Genomic DNA, 18,158 nt, shown 5'->3' with positions numbered 1-18,158 from the left:
TAGGTTCTGAAGCTTCGACTGCCCTAAGTATCGTACATTTTTACAAAACACAAATATTAATATCTTTGATAAGGCCACACTTACCAATTGCACAGTCATCGAAACTAAAAAACATATAGACAGGGTTGATATATTGCGTGGTATTGCAATTATATGTGTGTTTCTATTTCACGCGCAAGAGTTCCTCTTTCCGAAGTTCAAATTAGGCGATAACACCGGCAAAACCGGATTATTAAATTTGCTGCCGACAGCCTACGGCTGGACAGGAGTTGAATTGTTTTTGCTGGTCAGCGGTTTCGTTATCCACCTGGGATTTTTATCCGGCAATCAGCAATTTAATCTCTCTGTTTTTTACAGTAAACGATTTTGGCGAATCTATCCACCATACCTGTTATCGCTTTTGATATTTTGTTTTACCGGGGCAGGAATAAATTATTATACCCACTCGCGTGAAGGTTTAAAGGACCTGTTTGCACACCTGTTTTTAATCCATAATTTATTCGACCGATTTTATTACTCCATAAATGGTGTGTACTGGAGTTTGGCGCTCGAGATGCAGCTCTACCTTTTATACCCATTGTTATTATGGCTCCGGAAAAAATATGGTATTAATAAAACTACGCTCATAATCTGGTTGATCATGCCCGTATCTTATGGTATAACTTATTTCATAATGAGCGGATCAAAGGTTGCACAGTCAAACTTTGTTTTAAACTATTGGGGTATATGGGCATTGGGCGCACTATTAGCCGAACGATATTTTAACAACAAAATATTATTCAAAAAACACAGAGGAGTAATTGCATTTGCCGGTTTTGTCCTGATAATTTTGGCCGGTTTCTACGTTTCGCCTGCTTTAAGCGCCCTGATCTCGGTAATAGCATGGTTAGCTTTTTTTGAGTGGGTATTACATGCACAAATAAACACCAAAGCTTATACCTTAAAAATTTTAATAGCGATAGGCTTGTGCAGTTACAGTATCTATTTACTGCATGAACCACCTTTATTTAAAATGCTATTGTGGTTTAATATTTTGGCTCCTAAGTCATACCTGGCATTCGTTAAAGCAATCCCGGCGTTTGTAATTATTTTTATTGTTTCTTACTTATATTACAAGATCATAGAATTACCGTCCATTAAACTCGGACAATATTTTCGCCGGAAATTAAATCTTAAATCTGCACCTCACTCACAAAAAAGCACCAAAACTGATGAGGCTTGATATTTTTTAAAGCTGACAACGATCTAAATTCATTGATCACTTAATTTTATTCCAGTCCTGTACGCCGACTTTGTTGGCCCAGGCTAAGTAGGTTGTTTCCAGTTGTTTCACCTTGTCAGGATATTTCGCGGCCAGGTTATTAAGTTCAGAGCGGTCGCTTTCCATATCGTAAAGCTCCCATGGGGTATTATTTTCTGCTACCAGTTTCCATTTTCCTTTCCTGATGGCCCTGCTGCCTTCATGCTCCCAGTAAATTGCGTCATGGTCTTTATAAGGTTTGCCTTTAAACAAACCTGCAAGGCTATTACCCTCAACCGGGGTAAGCTTGCGACCCCTAAATTGCTCAGGGTAAGTAACACCCGCCAGGTCTAAGCAAGTAGGTAAAATATCTATAAAGTGGCCTACCTGCGTATTGGTCGACCCGGCTTTAATCACGCCTGGGAAATAAGCTATGAACGGTGTAGAAATTCCGCCTTCATGAGTATTGCGCTTAAATAATTTAAAAGGCGTATTACTCACATTGGCCCACGGCTTTTCATAACTGTCGATAGATTCAACCGAGCCGGGAGTACCCGATTTTTGGATCACGGTTGAAAGCGATTTAACTTCGTCAGCACTTCCGCCATTGTCTGACGCAAAAAGGATGATGGTATTTTTATCCTTCCCTATTTGTTTAAGCTTGTCTAAGATCTCGCCGATACAAATATCCATCCGGTCTATCATAGCGGCGTAGATGGCCATGCGGGTATCCCACTTATCTTTTTCATTTGCACTAAGTTTATCCCAGTCAGGTACGCTTTCATATTTTGGTGAAAGCGCCCATTCTTTTTTGATAATGCCTGCGGCTAAAAGCTTTTTATATCGCGCATATCGCAAAGCATCCCAGCCGTTAAGGTACTTACCTCTGTATTTGGCAATGTCCTGTGGCAACGCCTGTATGGGCCAGTGCGGCGCGTTATAGGCAACATATAAGAAAAAAGGATTTTTCTGATCCTTGATCTGCTCAAGCGAGCCGATAGCAAAATCAGTAATGGCCTGGGTTAAGTATTTTGAAGTGTCATTGCGCACTATCTCTTTATCATTCAGCATGAAGGTTATTTTACTGCCATCGTTGTACAATGGCTTCGAGTTAAAATAACTGCTGCCATTATTTAGCATGGTGAACGACTTATCAAAACCCCTGTTATAAGCCAGCGCCGATGGCTGCAAACCTACATGCCATTTACCCGATACGATAGTGGTGTACCCGGCTTCTGCTTTCAGCAATTCTGCTATGGTGGCGCAATGTTCGTTTAAATAGCCCTGATAAGCCGGGAAACCCTTGTTGGCAACCATATCACCAACACCCGCCTGATGCGGGTACAAACCGGTAAGCAAAGCAGTACGCGACGGGCAGCACCTGCCAGCGTTGTAAAATTGGGTCATTTTTAACCCATTGGCGGCAAGGCGGTCTATGTTCGGAGTCTGTATTTCCGACCCAAAACTGCCTATATCGGCAAAGCCCATATCATCAGCCAAAATGATGACGATGTTAGGTTTGGTTTTAGCTGTCTGCGCCAGCGAAAAACTGGCCGTCAACATCAGGCTTAAAATAAAAATGCAGAACGGTTTAAACATGTTATGGTAGATCAGAAATGAAAAATCTCCCGGGCATAGCCACGTGAGAAAAGGGTATCAATTTATTTTGTACTTGCCGGTTTAAACTTGTTTGGGTCGTTAGCCACATCGGCAATTTGCCGGGCTGATGAAAGGCCTGATTTGCGCCATACCTCTTTGTTGTCTTTGTAAAGTATCAGCGTGGGTAATACGTAAATGCCTAATTGATGCGCCAATACCGGGTTGTCATATTCCTCAATCGTTATTATTTTTGGTTTGAAGCTTTTATCAGCCTTCAATGAATCTAAAGTAGGGATCAGCTTTTTGCAAGTTGGGCAATACCGTGATGCAAAATCTATCAGCACTAACGGCGATGAACCACTAAGCGCAGCATACTGATTTTTTGATAAAGTATTTGCCTGTTTAGTGGTTGTTACCGGGTACCCTGATCCTACCCAACTTGACAAACCACCAGCTACTACATAAACCTTTTTAAATCCCTCTTTGCGCAACTCGTTAGCCACTATGGTACTTCGGGCAGCCCCAATAGCGTAGATGTATGTCGGTTCATCTTTTGACAGGCTGTTAAACACCGCTTCATGACCCGGAGCGTTAGCATCTGCGCTAACTGCCCCGGGGATATGGTGCTGCGCGTACTCCTCATTACTGCGGGCATCAAGTATCTGCGGATTCTTTTGCGTGTTAATTTGGGCAGCTACCTCTTTTACAGATAGCTCGCCCGGTTTAACCACAATAGTTTGTGCCTTAACTACCCCACTTGCCACAACAAGCAGGGCTAATAAATTTATTTTCACAGCTTTCATGGGTCTAATTGTTAACCGTTTCATAAAATCTATTTTTTATAATTCTGATGGATCCTTAAATGATATACATCATACCAGTCGATAAATGGGTACAGGTGGTTCTTTTTAGCTTGTGCATCAAACACAGCCTTCAATTCCTTTAATTTCTCAGGATATTTTTTAGCCAGGTCAATGCGCTCATTAAAGTCGTCGTTCAGGTTATACAGTTCCCATACATCGTCGTCAAAGCTTTTGTCGGGTACTGTCTGTCCAACTGTAAAATCGCCCAGCTCTACGTTATCCGGATGGTGGGCGGCCTCTGCTTTCCAGCCATTGCTGTAAATAGACCGCGAGCCAAAAATGTAATAATGCTGCAGAGTATGTTTTGACGGCGCGTTGGCGTTATCGAAAGAATAAACCAATGAGGTACCCTGTAAAGTATCCTGTTTAATGCCTCTTATAGATTCAGGCAGTTGGATATGCAGATATTCAAGCGTGGTTGGCAATACATCAATAACATGACCGTATTGTGTACGGATGGTACCTTTATCCTTTATCCCTTTTGGATAATAAACGATTAGCGGGTTGCGGGTGCCGCCTTCTGAGTTGGCATCTTGTTTCCAGTATTTAAACGGCGTGTTGGCAGCCTGTGCCCAGCCCAGCGGATAGTTGGTTGATGCCTGTGGCGTACCAATATCATCAATATCCTCTAAATTTGTTTTAAGGTAAGCGCCTTCTGTTACCAATTTAGCCGAGTTTGTTTTAGGTTTGATCACACCGTGAAGCGTCCCCTCTTTACTTGCTCCGTTATCGCCAAGTATTACAAATACCAAAGTATTGTCTAACTGTCCGCTTTGTTTTAAGTAATTTACCAGACGACCTACTTCATGATCTGTATAGGTCAGGTAACCGGCATAAACTTCCATAAAGCGGGCGTAAAGTTTTCTTTCATTAGGCGATAATGATTTCCATGCAGGGATACGGGTATTACGATCAGGCAGTTTAGCGTTAGCCGGTATAATGCCCAGGCGTTTTTGATTGGCTATTACTTTTTCCCTGAAATCATCCCAGCCCGAATCAAACTGGCCTTTGTACAGATCGCTCCATTCTTTAGCAACCTGGTGCGGCGAGTGGGTTGCGCCCGGCGCATAGTACAGGAAGAAAGGTTTGTCAGGCGCTACTTTATGCTGCCTTGTGATATAGCTAATGGCTTTATCAGTGATCTGCTCATTTAAATGACGACCGTCCGGGGTAACGTGCGCATTATCTTCAACCAGATCAGGCTTATACTGATCGGTAGCTGAGCCTAAAAATCCGAAGAAATGGTCAAAGCCCTTTCCGGTTGGCCAATGGTCAAACGGGCCGGCATCCGTGGCCTCTTCGTCAGGTGTTAAACCGTATTTACCAACGGCAAATGTATTGTAGCCGTTCTCGCGCAGAATCTCGGCAATGGTGCCCTTGTCTGATGGAATGCGCCCGTCATATCCCGGAAACCCTGCCGACATATTCACGTGCGAAAATCCGCCCTCATGTACGTAATGGTGGTTACGCCCGGTTAATAATGCCGACCGTGTAGGCGCGCAAATACCCGCGGTATGAAAATTGGTGTAACGCAAGCCATTATTAGCCAATGTATCAAAGTTTGGGGTTTTGATGATGCCGCCAAAAGTACTGGTAGCGCCAAAGCCAACGTCGTCCAGGATGATCCATACTACGTTTGGTGCGCCTTTAGGTGCTTTTACGGTTTCAGGCCACCATTCTTTCGAGTCGTTAAGGGTTTTGCCAACAACACCCTGGTATGGCTGGGCATTTTGCGCGTTTACGCTTTGCAGGCCGCTTACCCCAATCACTGTTAGGAACAGCCTTATTTTGTTGCGATGTTTTTTTAAGTTTATCATGATAAGTAATGTTTTTAGTATTTTTTCGACTTAGTTATTAATCTGCGTAGCTCGATCTGAATTTTATGCCCCATTTTCCATTTTCTTTGGTAAGAATATAGAGCGATTCATAATGGCCAATTACGCTGCCATCGGCACGATAACGGGTAAACTCGGTATCCACGTGTACCTTATCTGCTGATGCCTGTACAATGTTGCGGTGATCCCATTTGCTATGATCCCAGCCTTGTTTTTGTAGCTCGCCAAAAACTTTCTTAGGATCACGCAGCCCTGCTTTTTCAAGGACGGTAACTTTGCCACCTGCCAGTCTGTAATGCGGAAACTGGTAGGTACGCTCCCACGCGTCAAGGTCACGGGCATTAAAAGCGGCCAGGTATTGGTCTAATACTTTAATTACTTCAACTTTTACCTTAGGGTCAATTTGGTGCGAACCTGAATTTATTACACTCTTCTGCGCATAAACGGAACCCAATAGCCCGATTATGCCTATCAATAAAATGCTTAGCTTTTTCATATGATCTTGTTGTTTTTACCAGCCAGGATTTTGTACAAGCTTGCCGTTACTGTTGTCAATTTCCTGCTGAGGGATAGGGAACAGGTAGAATTTATTTGACACCGGCTTACCGTTAATAATGATAGAACTTATTGTACCCTTTGAAACGTTAGTTTTACCTACCGTCAATAAACTGGATTCCAATATACCGTTGTCATTATCGTCGCGCTCCCTGATCAGGTCAAACCAACGCTGGTATTCAAATACAAACTCAAGACGGCGCTCAAGGTATATTTCTTTTCTTAACTGATTTTGAGTTAATGTACCTGATACCGCATCAGGCAATGCAGATAAGCCGGCACGCTGTCTTACCCTGTTTAATGAAGTATAAGCCGCGGGCGTAGGACCGTTCAGTTCGTTTTCTGCCTCGGCGTGGATCAGTAGCACATCCGAAAAACGGATAATTGATACGTTCGCACTTGACTCTGACAGGTTACCCACAACACTTGGATCCCAATATTTATTAAAAAATGGAACTGAATCAAGCGGGATAGACGGGTCGTTTAACTTACCGTAATATTTACCATTTGACGGGCTTAAGAAACGGGTTACGAAGGTTTCGCCTTTACGCTTATCCTGTGCAGGGTACAATTTATATACACTAAAGAAGTGATCTTTGCCATCAGGTTTTGAGACATCGGGCACTGTGTAAAATGTTACCTGGTCTGCATACGATGCTGTAATACCCGGGATACCGGTAAGTACAGAACGCGGAGCCTGGTTATTACCCTGACCTTGAGAGTTTGATTTAAATTGAGCTGAGAAAATATGCTCTTTGCCGTTCTTTGTAGCCGGCAGAAATGCATCAGCGTAATTAGTAAACAGGTCATAGCCATAAGGGCCATTGATTACACCTAAAGCTGTTGTAGCGGCCTGTTGCCATTTACGCTCGGTAAGATAAACCTTTGCCAAAATAGATTGCGCGGCACCCGAGGTTGCACGGCCAACGTCAGCACCTGAATATGAGGTGGGTAAATCGGCAGTCGCCTCGGTAAGATCCTTTTCAATTTGCGCGTAAACAGTGGCCGATGCAGTACGCGGTACTTGCAAATCTGACAGTTTAATAGACGTTTGATCATGCAATACCAAAGGCACATCGCCATATAAACGCACCAGGTTAAAATAAAATAGTGCGCGTAAAAATTTAGACTCGGCAATTAAACGTTTATTTAATGTGGCGTCAAATTTGATGGATGGTATGGTATCAATAGCAATATTGGCTTTTTTTATAGCCGCATAGTGCTGCTGCCAAATCTGTAAGATGCGCAAACCGGATGAAGCATGCCCCAATACAGCTTGCGAGCGAACATCGGCATTGGTTGCACCCGGTCCGGGAGCTTCATCATCAGCCATAAAATCCATGCCCGTGTTAAACAAAGTATTATAAGGTGTCTGTATGGTATTTGATCCGGCGTTTAGTAACGAATACACCGCGGTTACCGCCGCAACAGCATCAGCTTGGGTTTTGTAAAACTGGCTGGCAGGTATAAATGACTTAGGGTTTTCTCCAAGCTTGGCGCATGAAGCAGCCCCAAGGCTTGCTAATAATATAAGGTATTTTACTTTTTTCATGATCGAAAAATTTGTACTGATTTAAAAATTAAAGCGATAAGGAAACCCCTGCCACAACAGTTTTGCTGTTAGGGTAAGCGCCGTTATCAACTCCTAATGTTATTGACGATTGTTCGTTGCTGCTTACTTCAGGATCGTAACCGGTGTATTTTGTCCAGGTAAGTAAATTTTCTCCGCTTAGGTACACACGTACTTTCTTGATAGTAGCCTTTTTTACAAGTGATTGCGGGAAGGTGTAACCTATGGTCAGGTTCTTTAACCTCAGATATGATCCGTCCTCAACAAAACGGTCAGAAATAGTAGCAGCCGGATCCTGGAATGCGCTATGTACATCAGTATTGGTGTTTGTAGGGGTCCATCTGTTCAACAAAGTGGTTGTTGCATTGGTATAACCTGTACCCAACTCAAGCACAGCTCTTTGTTGGTTATATATTTTGTTTCCGTATGAGGTTTGCAGAAATACGGATAGGTCAACGCCTTTATAATTAAAGGTATTGGTTATGCCACCTGTAAATTTAGGTTGCGCGTTGCCCAATATAGTCCTATCTGCCGCCTGGGTAATTTTTCCGTCGCCGTTAAAATCAACATAAGCCTGGCCGCCTGGTGAGGTGTTTGCAGCAGGAGTTAAAGCTGTTTCTCCTGCTTTGATTAGGCCATTGGTTTTGTATCCGATGAATGATCCTATTGGCTGGCCTACCTTTAAGATAGATGGCAATGATGAATCAGGTATAAATTGATTTACACCGTTACCGCCAAGGCTAAGTACCTTGTTGCGGTTAAGAGCAAACACCAGGTTGGTATTCCATTGAAAAGCGCCAACAAGGTTATGCGAGTTGATATTAAACTCAAAACCCTTGTTCTCTACAGCACCTACGTTTTCATACTGTTGCGGGTTGGTAATAGCAGTGTTGGTAATAATTGTCAAACCGCTTGTTGCAGGTAATGGCAGGTATAAAAGCAGATTAGTGGTTTTTTTGTAGTAAACATCGGCTACAAAACTGATACGGTTTTTTAATATACCGAAGTCCAAACCTAAGTCGTACTGTGCTGTTTTTTCCCAGGTTAGGTTAGGGTTATATAAACTATTAGGTGCAAATCCTATAACAGTGGTATTACCAAAATTATAACGGTAAGAACCTAATTGCGAGTATGATTGGTAAGCAGGGATATCACTGTTACCGGTGCTACCCGCGCTAACGCGCAGCTTTAACTGGCTAAGCCAGTTAATATCCTTAACAAAATCCTCGCTTGAAGCATTCCAGGCAAACGCAGCTGACGGGAATGATGCCCACTGATGGCCCGGGGCAAACTTAGATGAACCGTCTGTGCGTAAGGTAAGGGTTACCAGATACCTGTCATCATAACCATAGTTTACCCTTGCTAAGTATGATTTAAGCGCCCAGGAATTTAATGATGACGAAGGTGCTACTGCAAAACCGCTTGTGTTTATAGATGTATTGTTACCAGAACCTAAATTGTTGTACGCGCTATAGTCGCTCACAAATCCGTACGAGCCGGCAATTGCGCCTTCGCCTTTAAATGCTTGTTGAGTAAATCCCGTCAAAACATTGATCGAATTTTTGCCGATCTGTTTTTTGTAAGTCAGGGTATTTTCATTTAGCCAGTTGGTTGAAAATAAACTGCCCACTTCGCCAATACCGCCAAAGCCTGACCCCTCATAAACGGTAGAAGGAAGATAGCGGTTCTGCTTGTTATCAATAATGTCTACACCAAATAATACTCTTGCTGTAAGGTCTTTAGAAATTTTGTAATCGGCAGCAAAATTACCTAATATGCGGTTGGTAGTGGTTTGATTGAGCTGATTGTAAAGGGTGTTAATAGGGTTACCATACACACCTTCATAAATATTCTTTAAAAAGAAAGTTCCGTCGGCATTATAAATCGGGGTAGTTGGTGTCATTAAAAGTATAGCCGGAACAACACCTTGCGGGGCTACCTGCGCTTCGGTATGTGCGCCTGTAACAAAGGCAGTAAGCTTTAGGTTATCATTGTAATTGTGTTCAACATTTAAACGACCTGAAATACGCTTAAAGTTAGTGTTGTTCAATATACCGTCCTGTTTAAGGTAATTACCTGAAAATGCAATACGAGTTCTATCTGTACCTGACAAAATAGAAAGGCTGTGATTTTCTGACATAGCCTGTCTGAATGCTGCCCCCTGCCAGTCAGTATTAACATTGTATGGGTTTAGTACAGCATCTGTTTGTGCGGTTTTACCACTGTTAACCAAAGCATCATTTCTTAGAGACTCCCATTGGTCGGTATTTAAAAGCGATATTTTTTTGGTAACGTTTTGCCAGCCTATGCTGCCATCATAATTTATTGACGATACGCCCGACTTTCCCTTTTTTGTGGTGATAATAATTACGCCGTTGGCACCACGTGTACCATAAATAGCGGTTGCTGACGCATCCTTTAAAACCTCAATGCTTTCTATATCGGCATTATTAATAAAAGATAGCGGATTGATCTTTGGCCCGTTGGTAACACCTGCATCGGTAAGCGAATTGCTGTTAGAGGTTGGGAAACCATCAATAACGTACAAAGGCTCGGCAACAGCGTTAACAGAGTTTACACCACGGATCTGAACGGTAACACCCGCGCCCGGCTGGCCGGTAGCTTGCGTAACCTGTATACCCGAGATGGTTCCCTGTAAAGCCTTGTCAAGCGAGGCTGCAGGTTGCTGCAGCGCTATTACCGGTACTGATGCCACAGAACCAGTGATGTCTTTACGTTTTTGCGTACCGTAACCTACAACCACTACGTCGTTTAACTGTCCGCCGGCTTCTTTTAACAAAATCTCCACAGGGCTGCCGTCAACTTCAAGCTCTTGCTGCTCGTAACCGATGTACGTTATGATCAGCTTGTAAGGGAATTTTTGCGCGGTAACAAAATTAAATTTACCCTGTAGGTCGGTTGATACCGCGTGTGTGGTTCCTTCAATTTTAACTGTAGCACCGGGAAGCGGTTCTTTAGTTGTCGCGTCTAAAACACGGCCAAAAAGCTTTGAATTAACAGTTGCCTCGCTTTCTTGTCCAAATGAAATAAAAGGCAGGAAGAGCAACAGCAGTAATAAGATCTTTACGGGTGTAAAGATGGGTTTAACCGGGGGCAAAGTATAGGCCCAGTCAAATTTTGCAATATTTTGCATAACTTTGATTTGTTTAAAATGACATAATTGAAACAGGAGCAACGCCAATTGAGACCTGTTTCGTTGTTTTAAGTGATGGGGAAAGAGCAAATGCTTTTTCCCTTATTTATTGTAGGGTATGTATTTATTTTTTCATATTGCCTCCTGTTGTATTAAGCAGCATCACCTTTAGGGGGGGACGATGATTTGAGTTACATAAAGTTTTAGAGATCTTCCTGCCCACTAAAGGCCGCAGGGTTTAAAACGCTGATACCAGCTGACAATTAATAACAACAACAGTATGACATGTGTGCAGCGCCGTTAAAATAAAGCGCCATTATTTTCATGTTTATTGGGTGGGTAGCGTGTGTTTTCACGTTTTATATTTTATTGTCTACTAATCCTATAGATTAAGTTGCAATTATAGTTAATTAATTGACTCTGTGCAAACTTTATTTGAAAAAATAAGTGAATATTAATTAATTATTTTGCACGCACCTAAAACCCAGGTGTTCCATGCCGCTATCCTCGCTGGTTTTCATCCTGCGGGCTACCCTGTAGCCTGAGCAATAGCTGTCATTACATAAAAAAGAGCCCCCGCGCACAACGCGTTTGGTAACCAAAGGCTCATCAGGATCATACGATTTTGAAGGCCCTTGCGGGTTACTTACGCCCTGCGGATTAAGCGTGCTGTAATATTTATAGTTATAATAATCGGCACACCACTCCCATACGTTACCGGCCATATCATATAATTTATAACCATTAGGTGCAAATGAGCTTACAGGTGCTGTAAAGTAAAATTTATCATTAAGTGTGTTCTTATATGGGAACGCCCCATCCCAGGTATTGGCTTTGGGTTTACCGGTATTTACGGGTTCGTTACCCCAGGGATATATATTATTGTTCAATCCCCCTCGTGCTGCCCATTCCCACTCGGCTTCGGTAGGTAAACGTTTATGTGCCCATTTGCAATAGGCAAGCGCATCGTAATAAGACACATGTACAACCGGGTATTTTTCTTTTCCTTTTATATTACTGCCCGGCCCTTGCGGATGCCGCCAGTTGGCACCTTTTTTCCAACTCCACCATTGCGCATAATCGTTCAGTTCTATCTTGGTTTTTGCAGGTACAAACACTAACGAGGCGGCAACCAATACACTATCAGGCGGCTTGGGTGTGCCTGGTGGTACTTGTTTTTTAAGCACTTCCCAATCGGGCTTTTTTTCGGCAGTGGTTACATAGTCTGTAGCTATTACAAAACGTGCAAATTGTTCATTGGTTACTTCAGTGGCATCCATCCAAAAGCCATTGACAGTTACTTTATGCTTGGGATATTCGTCAGGTTGCGCCTGTTTATTATCGCCACCCATCTGAAAAGTACCTGCCGGGATCCAAACCATTTTATCATGATTAGCTGCCGGTTTTACCGGAACGCTGGGCAAACTGACATTCTTTACCTGGAATGAGGGTGCATACCTGTTAGGTATGTTTGATTCGCAGCATATAGCCGGTTTTTGAGTGGTATTAACCACAACAGGTTTGCCTGTTGCTATTGCTACAACCGGTTTGCTTTTTTCATGGCAGGCCGCTGTGAGCAGTGAAAAAGAAATCAACAGTAAATTAGAGAACCTGAGTAATTGTGTTTTCATTTTAAGGGGATGTATTTTACCCGATCACTTTACCGGTAGCTTTGATCTTTACAAAGATAAGTAAAGATCAAAGCTATATCAAAACCGGCGAAGGATAGGATAAAACATGGGTAATATCAAGTCTATATCGCTACAGGCTGTAATTGTTGTTCATTACGTTCAAGTTGATGAACACTTTCTTCCTGGTTGCTTTTCAGCGCGTTTTCAGTTACGGGGTCGTCCAGTCTTACCATCGGTCCGTCGGCTGCAAGTTCGCTGCCCTTTACCGGCGATTTAAAGATCGGCCACAACAACTGTGCATGCCATGGATCGCTTTCATAATGCGAGATACCATATGATGCAGGATACTGCCTTGATGTAAGTGCGGTACCAAATATAATATCCCATAAAAAGAACATGTTGCCAAAGTTGCCTTTGTAGTAACCAACCCCATCGTCGGTTGTAGCGGCATGGTGCGCGTGGTGCGTAGCCGGTGTTGATATAGTTCGCTCTAAAACCCACGCTAAAGGATGCAGAATTTTGTATTTGTAAAATGGTTTATCCCATGGGATACTTGAATGTGCAAGCGTGGTAATAGTACCTTTTATCCCTTTTACAATTACAGCGGGTATACCTAAGCCCAGGTAAACCAAAGCCGTAGTAAGGTATGTTTGCGAAAAGAAGATAGTATAAATTACATTTTGACGGCTGGCCATAGCCATGCCCATATAGTTTGCAGAATGGTGGGTACGGTGAAAGCGCCATAACCACGGTATCTCATGGTGCAGCCTGTGGTACCAGTATTGGGTAAGGTCGTCGGCGATTGCAATGATAATGCATCCCCAGAAAAACGGAACCCAGTCAAACGTGTTCTTAAACGCGGGTAATATCAAGGGTAAAAATTTTAAGCCGAAGTAAGCTACTGCCGGCCTAACCACCAATCTTGGCAGTGTAAAACACGCAATGTCTACCCATCTTTCATTTTTACTCCATTTCTTTTTATAAAGTCCGAATGAAAACTCTAATATGCCCAGTATCAATACTAATACCGAGAAACCGTAGTCGTTTAAGTTCTTTACGGCTTTTTCTATAAAATCAATCATTGATGTCATTACTTACGTTCTTTTTAGTGGTTGATGGTTTTGTGTTAGTTTTTACGTGTTTCTTTTCCCATGGGCGCTGGCCTGTTATATAAAACGAGCCAAACATCAGTACCAGGGGCAGCAGGTAAATAAAAAGGCTTAATATGACGTTTTTAATTATTCGTTGTTTAGTTTCCGGTGCCAGTTGCATGAGGTGTTGTTGTTTTAGATTGAACATTAGTTGGCTGTTGATCTTTGGCGAGTAAGGTTTGGGTAAGCCACAAACCGCCAAAAATAATTACAAAAGGTACGATAGTAATTACTATACCCACCCCTATTTTTTTTGCTATGAGTGTTACGTCAGCGAGTGTCATAAGTATATTTTATTGGTTAAAAATATGTTGATTCTGAAATGTTTTGATCGGGATTGACAGGCTGCTACAGAAATGTTTGCCTGCCGTATATATAACGTGGTGTGTTGTTTAGCAACAACAATACTGGTTGCCATTTAATTCCGGGTGGATAGTTCCGGTATAAATTGTCAGGGCTTTTTCCATTTCGTTTTGTCTGTTTTTCCGTTACGAGTATGCAAACATAATATATTTTTCAAATAAAAAATGTAATTTCTATAGAATTAGTAGATTATTTTATTATTTGTGTTCAATCACCATAAACTAAAAGAATATTTGCAGCAATTAAATACCTTTAAGGCAAAGTTTGTTGGTGCCTGCCAATTAATGCTTTGCCTGTACAATTTAAAATAGTTTGTTATGCTGCAACAAGTCTTATCATATCAAATAGCCGACAGTATTGATATTAAAGCATTTAAATCTTTTTTTAAATCAGATCTGTACTATAGCGATTCGGACGAATTATTTTACAAAACGGATAACGAACAGTTCATCTACATTTTTAAATATGGCGTTGTATGCTTTTTAAATTATGAAGCAATAAAACGCTCTGAGTTTTTAAGGATCATATCTAATTATTGTAAAAACCCTTTTGATCAAAATCTGACCGAAGAGTTTCAAATACTTACGAATGCCCCAAAAAATAAGATAGGTTTCAATTCTATCGAGATAGCAGGATCAGACATTGAAGTTTTACGGTTAATTATGCTGACTGTATCCCAATCTGTAGCGCTTGATTATTATGAAGAACAAACAACCAAACTGATAGAAGAAACCAATCATCATACTCAAATATTAGAAGCTAAAGGACGACTCAACATATCAGGCATTAACTTAAAAAAATACATAGGCAAAACATTGGTGCTAAAGAACCGGATCTCTGAAAATCTCTACATTTTTGATTCGCCGCCGGAAACATGGGATGATGAGAACCTGACCAAAATTCATAGCGATTTAAAGCGCACGTTTGACCTGCAGGAAAGATTTAGAGATATACAGGAAGGATTAAACATTGTAAAAGATAACCTTGAACTTTTTAAGGACCTGTTACAATATAGAAATAGCTACCGGTTAGAATTGATCATCATCATACTCATCCTCGTGGAGGTTCTCAATATTTTCTGGACCAAAATTCTAAGTTAAGGCTATATTTAAAAAAAGCACAATATCCAACTGCTAAAATCTTTATAAAACGGCAACTAACCGTACTCCCACATAAGCCAGTTGTTGTTTTACAACCATCCAATTTCGTCCCCTAACACAAAAATTGGGCTACAACCAATTTCTTCAAACTTTTACAGAATTGATTAATACAATTGCCCCCATTCATACCCTTTGGCAATGATTAACAGTGAAAGATTTGTATAACACCGGTGCGGATGTTTGGCGACGGAGCACCGGTTTTCTTGTTTTAATACGGTCCCTTAGAATAACATCTATTACTTTCTAAATATCCCAAACTTACTGATGTGGTAAACACATGTGAAAGTTATGTAACGGGTTATATAACTGGATTTATTGCTGATAATGCTATTGCCAGAAACTTGCTGCGTTACCATGTTACTTTGATTAAAAATATCGTTTACCTGTAAATTAAGCGACAATTTGTTTTTAAACAGGCTTTGCTGTACCGATGCATTAGCAATTAAAGGGTTATTTGCGCCGATATTGGTGTAACCATGTATATAACTTTTACTAATATTTGCATTTATCCAGGTATTGGCAAAGTTAAGGCGCCCGCCCCAGTTAATGGTTAGTTGCGATGTTGTATTATTTAAACCCTGCCCAACAGTGTAATGATTGTAAGATTGCATGTACGTAACAACTATATCGGTGCCAAATTTATCAAGGTTAAGCATCGTCCTAATGTTTTGCGATAAATTACGGGTATTATTAAAGCTTTTAAGGTTATCGGTGTATACCACTTGCCTGCCCAAATTTACTATGCCCGAAAAACTGGTACTTAACACATTCTTACCTATTTTTATGGGGATTGACCACTCATAAGTACCCATTACATTATTTGTGCCACTGGCATTTAAATAGGTTGTTATTTGTTTAAGCGAATTAAGCGTGTCTTTTTCAATTTTGGTATTGGAGATAATTTGATTTTGTGAAAAAGATGTGTTCAGGGAAAAAGATATCAATTGACCTTTTGGACTGCTGTGCCTGTAGTTACTGCTTATTGAATGATTAAAAGATGGTTTAAGATCTGGATTGCCGATGATAACATTTTGCAAATCGTGGGTGTCGCGTACAGGCTGCAGTTGCTCAAGCGATGGCGACTGGCTGAAGCCATAATATGACATACTAAACTGGTTTTCTACCGATGGCGAATAGGAAACATTAAAAACAGGCGACAGGTTGTAAGTTGAAATACTCACTTTATCATTTTGCTTGTAAAACCCGGACATTGCATTGCGTTGTATGGCAATACCATCGGTCATGTTGAGCTTTGGGCCTGAAAATCGATAATTAAGATCTAAACGACTAATACTAAAAGAGTTGCTTGAATTACTGCTCAATGAATCTATCCTGGCTAAACCTTTAAGCGGTTTTACCAGGTCTGTTTCCAATACCGTTTTTTGCGTGTTTTTATTAAATGAATATGTAAGGTCAATATTGCTTTTTTTTGATAGGATTTTAGTGTAAATTATGTTGATCGAAACATTTTGCGAATGGGCGGTATTTATGACCATGCTATTAAATGTCGAATCTTTTTTAAAAGTCCCCAAAGTATCATAATAACGGATATTGCGGTTGATCTGGTTGTTGGAGCTTGTATTATCCGTACTATATTGCAGGGTTGCAGTAAGCCGGTTAGTCCGGTTGAGGTTACGGCCAATTGTTAAACCGGCATTTGCCCTTGGCGATTTTGCGTTTCCTGAATTACCGGTGATCAGTCCCTGCTTTATAACACCCGTCTGCTGGGCGTTTGAAAATGATGTGTCGTTGGTTCTGTTTAAACCTATGTTGGCGTTAAAACTGATGTATGATATGGTGTCGGGCACATAATTTAAATTTGCATTTAGATTGTGCTGGTTGTTGCGTGATGCCGTAATACTGTTAACATCGTTATCTATTTGCCCTATCGAATTTACAGTTTGGGTAAAGGTTTTGTTTTGGGCACTGCTCTTTGTGTTGTTATAATTGTAATTTGCACGTATATTTAGTTTTTTTGCCAGCTCATCGCCATAACCAAAACCCATACTATTATAAGTGTTTGAACCCACAGTATTCTTTGCGGTCCTTATATCGCCCGAAGCAGAAATTTGCCTGCTTGACCTCCAGTAATTGCCTGATGCACCTGTACCTAATTGTTTGTTGGTTCCGGCGGTGGTAGAAAAATTGCCAAACATGCCATTGTCCATACCCGGCTTAGTAACCAGGTTTAACGTTTGGGTTGATGTCTTTTTTATACCTGTAAAAGCCGCGTCGTCGCCGTAATCATTCACTATCTGAACTTTTGATAATATGCCAACCGGCAGCTGTTTTATAAACTCTGAAACATTACCGGTAAAAAAATCCTTTCCGTTTACGCGTATTTTAGTTACCGGCTTACCTTCTGATGTTAAGTTCCCGTCCTTGTCTACAGTTAAGCCCGGCAGTCGTTTCAAAAGATCCTGCACCATCTCCTCGTCGCTCTTATGGTATGATGCTACATTATATTCTATCGTATCCTTTTTTAAAACTATGGGCCGTGCTTTGTTTTTTATTACCACCTCTTTCAGGTTTTTGGCATCTGTAAGTAAGATAATAGTGCCAAAATTTATCTCGTCACCATTATCGGGCGCTGTAACGTTTTTTACAAAATCCAGATAACCCAAATAACTTACCTTAAGCTGAAAACTTTGCTGTTTAATACTGTGGAATGTAAAAAAGCCTTTTGCATCACTGGTTAACTTGAAAGAATCTGTTGATGAAACAATACGGATATTTGCTCCTTCAAGCGGGGCAGAGGTGCTATCGGTAATATTGCCCTTTACATTAACGCTTTTTTGCGCATGCAATTTGCCGGCATACATGCAAAATAACATAGCAAATAAAACAATTAATTTTTGAGGCATGTAATAAGTAGGTGTATGCAATTATATGTAAAATGTTTTGAAAGACGACTATCCGTAGTTACATTATTCTGCAATTTCACTTTCAGAGATTATCATTATATTTGTTAAAATACTCATCTTATAAACCATGGGTAATAGCGTCGAAAATCTGTATTTTAAATCAAAGACGATCC

13 protein-coding genes are annotated in these 18,158 nt (G+C 41.1%); 2 read left to right on the top strand and 11 right to left on the bottom strand.

Features of this window, described 5'->3' with window-relative positions; genetic code table 11:
- Positions 1 to 133 precede the first annotated feature (133 nt).
- A complete protein-coding gene (locus FO440_RS20175; protein WP_262711498.1) occupies positions 134 to 1,222 on the top strand; it encodes an acyltransferase family protein in 1,089 nt (362 codons plus the stop codon).
- Positions 1,223 to 1,258: 36 nt separating this feature from the next.
- Here FO440_RS20175 and FO440_RS20170 read toward each other — a convergent pair whose 3' ends face one another.
- The 10 genes from FO440_RS20170 to FO440_RS20125 form a co-directional block, all read right to left on the bottom strand.
- Positions 1,259 to 2,839: an arylsulfatase gene (locus FO440_RS20170; RefSeq protein WP_144250103.1), complete on the bottom strand. Its 1,581-nt coding sequence runs from the start codon at positions 2,837 to 2,839 to the stop codon at positions 1,259 to 1,261.
- 62 nt (positions 2,840 to 2,901) lie between these two features.
- Entirely contained in the window at positions 2,902 to 3,642 is a 741-nt protein-coding gene (locus FO440_RS20165) for a rhodanese-like domain-containing protein (RefSeq protein WP_144250102.1), read from the bottom strand.
- A gap of 29 nt (positions 3,643 to 3,671) precedes the next feature.
- Complete coding sequence (locus tag FO440_RS20160) at positions 3,672 to 5,519, bottom strand: arylsulfatase (protein WP_144250101.1); 1,848 nt, start codon at positions 5,517 to 5,519, stop codon at positions 3,672 to 3,674.
- 37 nt (positions 5,520 to 5,556) lie between these two features.
- Entirely contained in the window at positions 5,557 to 6,033 is a 477-nt protein-coding gene (locus tag FO440_RS20155; protein WP_144250100.1) for a hypothetical protein, read from the bottom strand.
- 15 nt (positions 6,034 to 6,048) lie between these two features.
- Positions 6,049 to 7,644 (bottom strand): RagB/SusD family nutrient uptake outer membrane protein, encoded by a 1,596-nt coding sequence (locus FO440_RS20150; protein WP_144250099.1) that lies wholly within the window; start codon positions 7,642 to 7,644, stop codon positions 6,049 to 6,051.
- A gap of 28 nt (positions 7,645 to 7,672) precedes the next feature.
- On the bottom strand, positions 7,673 to 10,816 hold the full coding sequence (locus FO440_RS20145; protein ID WP_144250098.1) for a SusC/RagA family TonB-linked outer membrane protein: 3,144 nt from the start codon (positions 10,814 to 10,816) through the stop codon (positions 7,673 to 7,675).
- A gap of 458 nt (positions 10,817 to 11,274) precedes the next feature.
- Positions 11,275 to 12,447, bottom strand: coding sequence for a formylglycine-generating enzyme family protein (locus FO440_RS20140; RefSeq protein WP_144250097.1), 1,173 nt, complete (start codon positions 12,445 to 12,447; stop codon positions 11,275 to 11,277).
- 122 nt (positions 12,448 to 12,569) lie between these two features.
- The gene (locus FO440_RS20135; RefSeq protein ID WP_246104281.1) at positions 12,570 to 13,538 is read right to left on the bottom strand and encodes a sterol desaturase family protein; all 969 of its coding nucleotides are present in this window, start codon (positions 13,536 to 13,538) and stop codon (positions 12,570 to 12,572) included.
- On the bottom strand, positions 13,522 to 13,719 hold the full coding sequence (locus FO440_RS20130) for a hypothetical protein (RefSeq protein ID WP_144250096.1): 198 nt from the start codon (positions 13,717 to 13,719) through the stop codon (positions 13,522 to 13,524). Before FO440_RS20130 ends, FO440_RS20135 begins: the two co-directional genes overlap by 17 nt.
- On the bottom strand, positions 13,697 to 13,882 hold the full coding sequence (locus FO440_RS20125) for a hypothetical protein (protein WP_144250095.1): 186 nt from the start codon (positions 13,880 to 13,882) through the stop codon (positions 13,697 to 13,699). Before FO440_RS20125 ends, FO440_RS20130 begins: the two co-directional genes overlap by 23 nt.
- 396 nt (positions 13,883 to 14,278) lie before the next feature.
- Between FO440_RS20125 and FO440_RS20120 the strand changes: the two genes are divergently transcribed.
- The gene (locus FO440_RS20120; protein ID WP_144250094.1) at positions 14,279 to 15,061 is read left to right on the top strand and encodes an RMD1 family protein; all 783 of its coding nucleotides are present in this window, start codon (positions 14,279 to 14,281) and stop codon (positions 15,059 to 15,061) included.
- A 296-nt stretch (positions 15,062 to 15,357) separates the two neighbouring features.
- Here the strand turns inward: FO440_RS20120 and FO440_RS20115 are convergent, their stop codons facing one another.
- Positions 15,358 to 17,985, bottom strand: coding sequence for an outer membrane beta-barrel protein (locus FO440_RS20115; protein ID WP_144250093.1), 2,628 nt, complete (start codon positions 17,983 to 17,985; stop codon positions 15,358 to 15,360).
- Positions 17,986 to 18,158: the final 173 nt, after the last annotated feature.

This window comes from Mucilaginibacter corticis (assembly GCF_007558865.1).
In the GTDB taxonomy this organism is placed as follows: domain Bacteria; phylum Bacteroidota; class Bacteroidia; order Sphingobacteriales; family Sphingobacteriaceae; genus Mucilaginibacter; species Mucilaginibacter corticis.
This window is presented reverse-complemented; position numbering and strand designations above follow the sequence as displayed.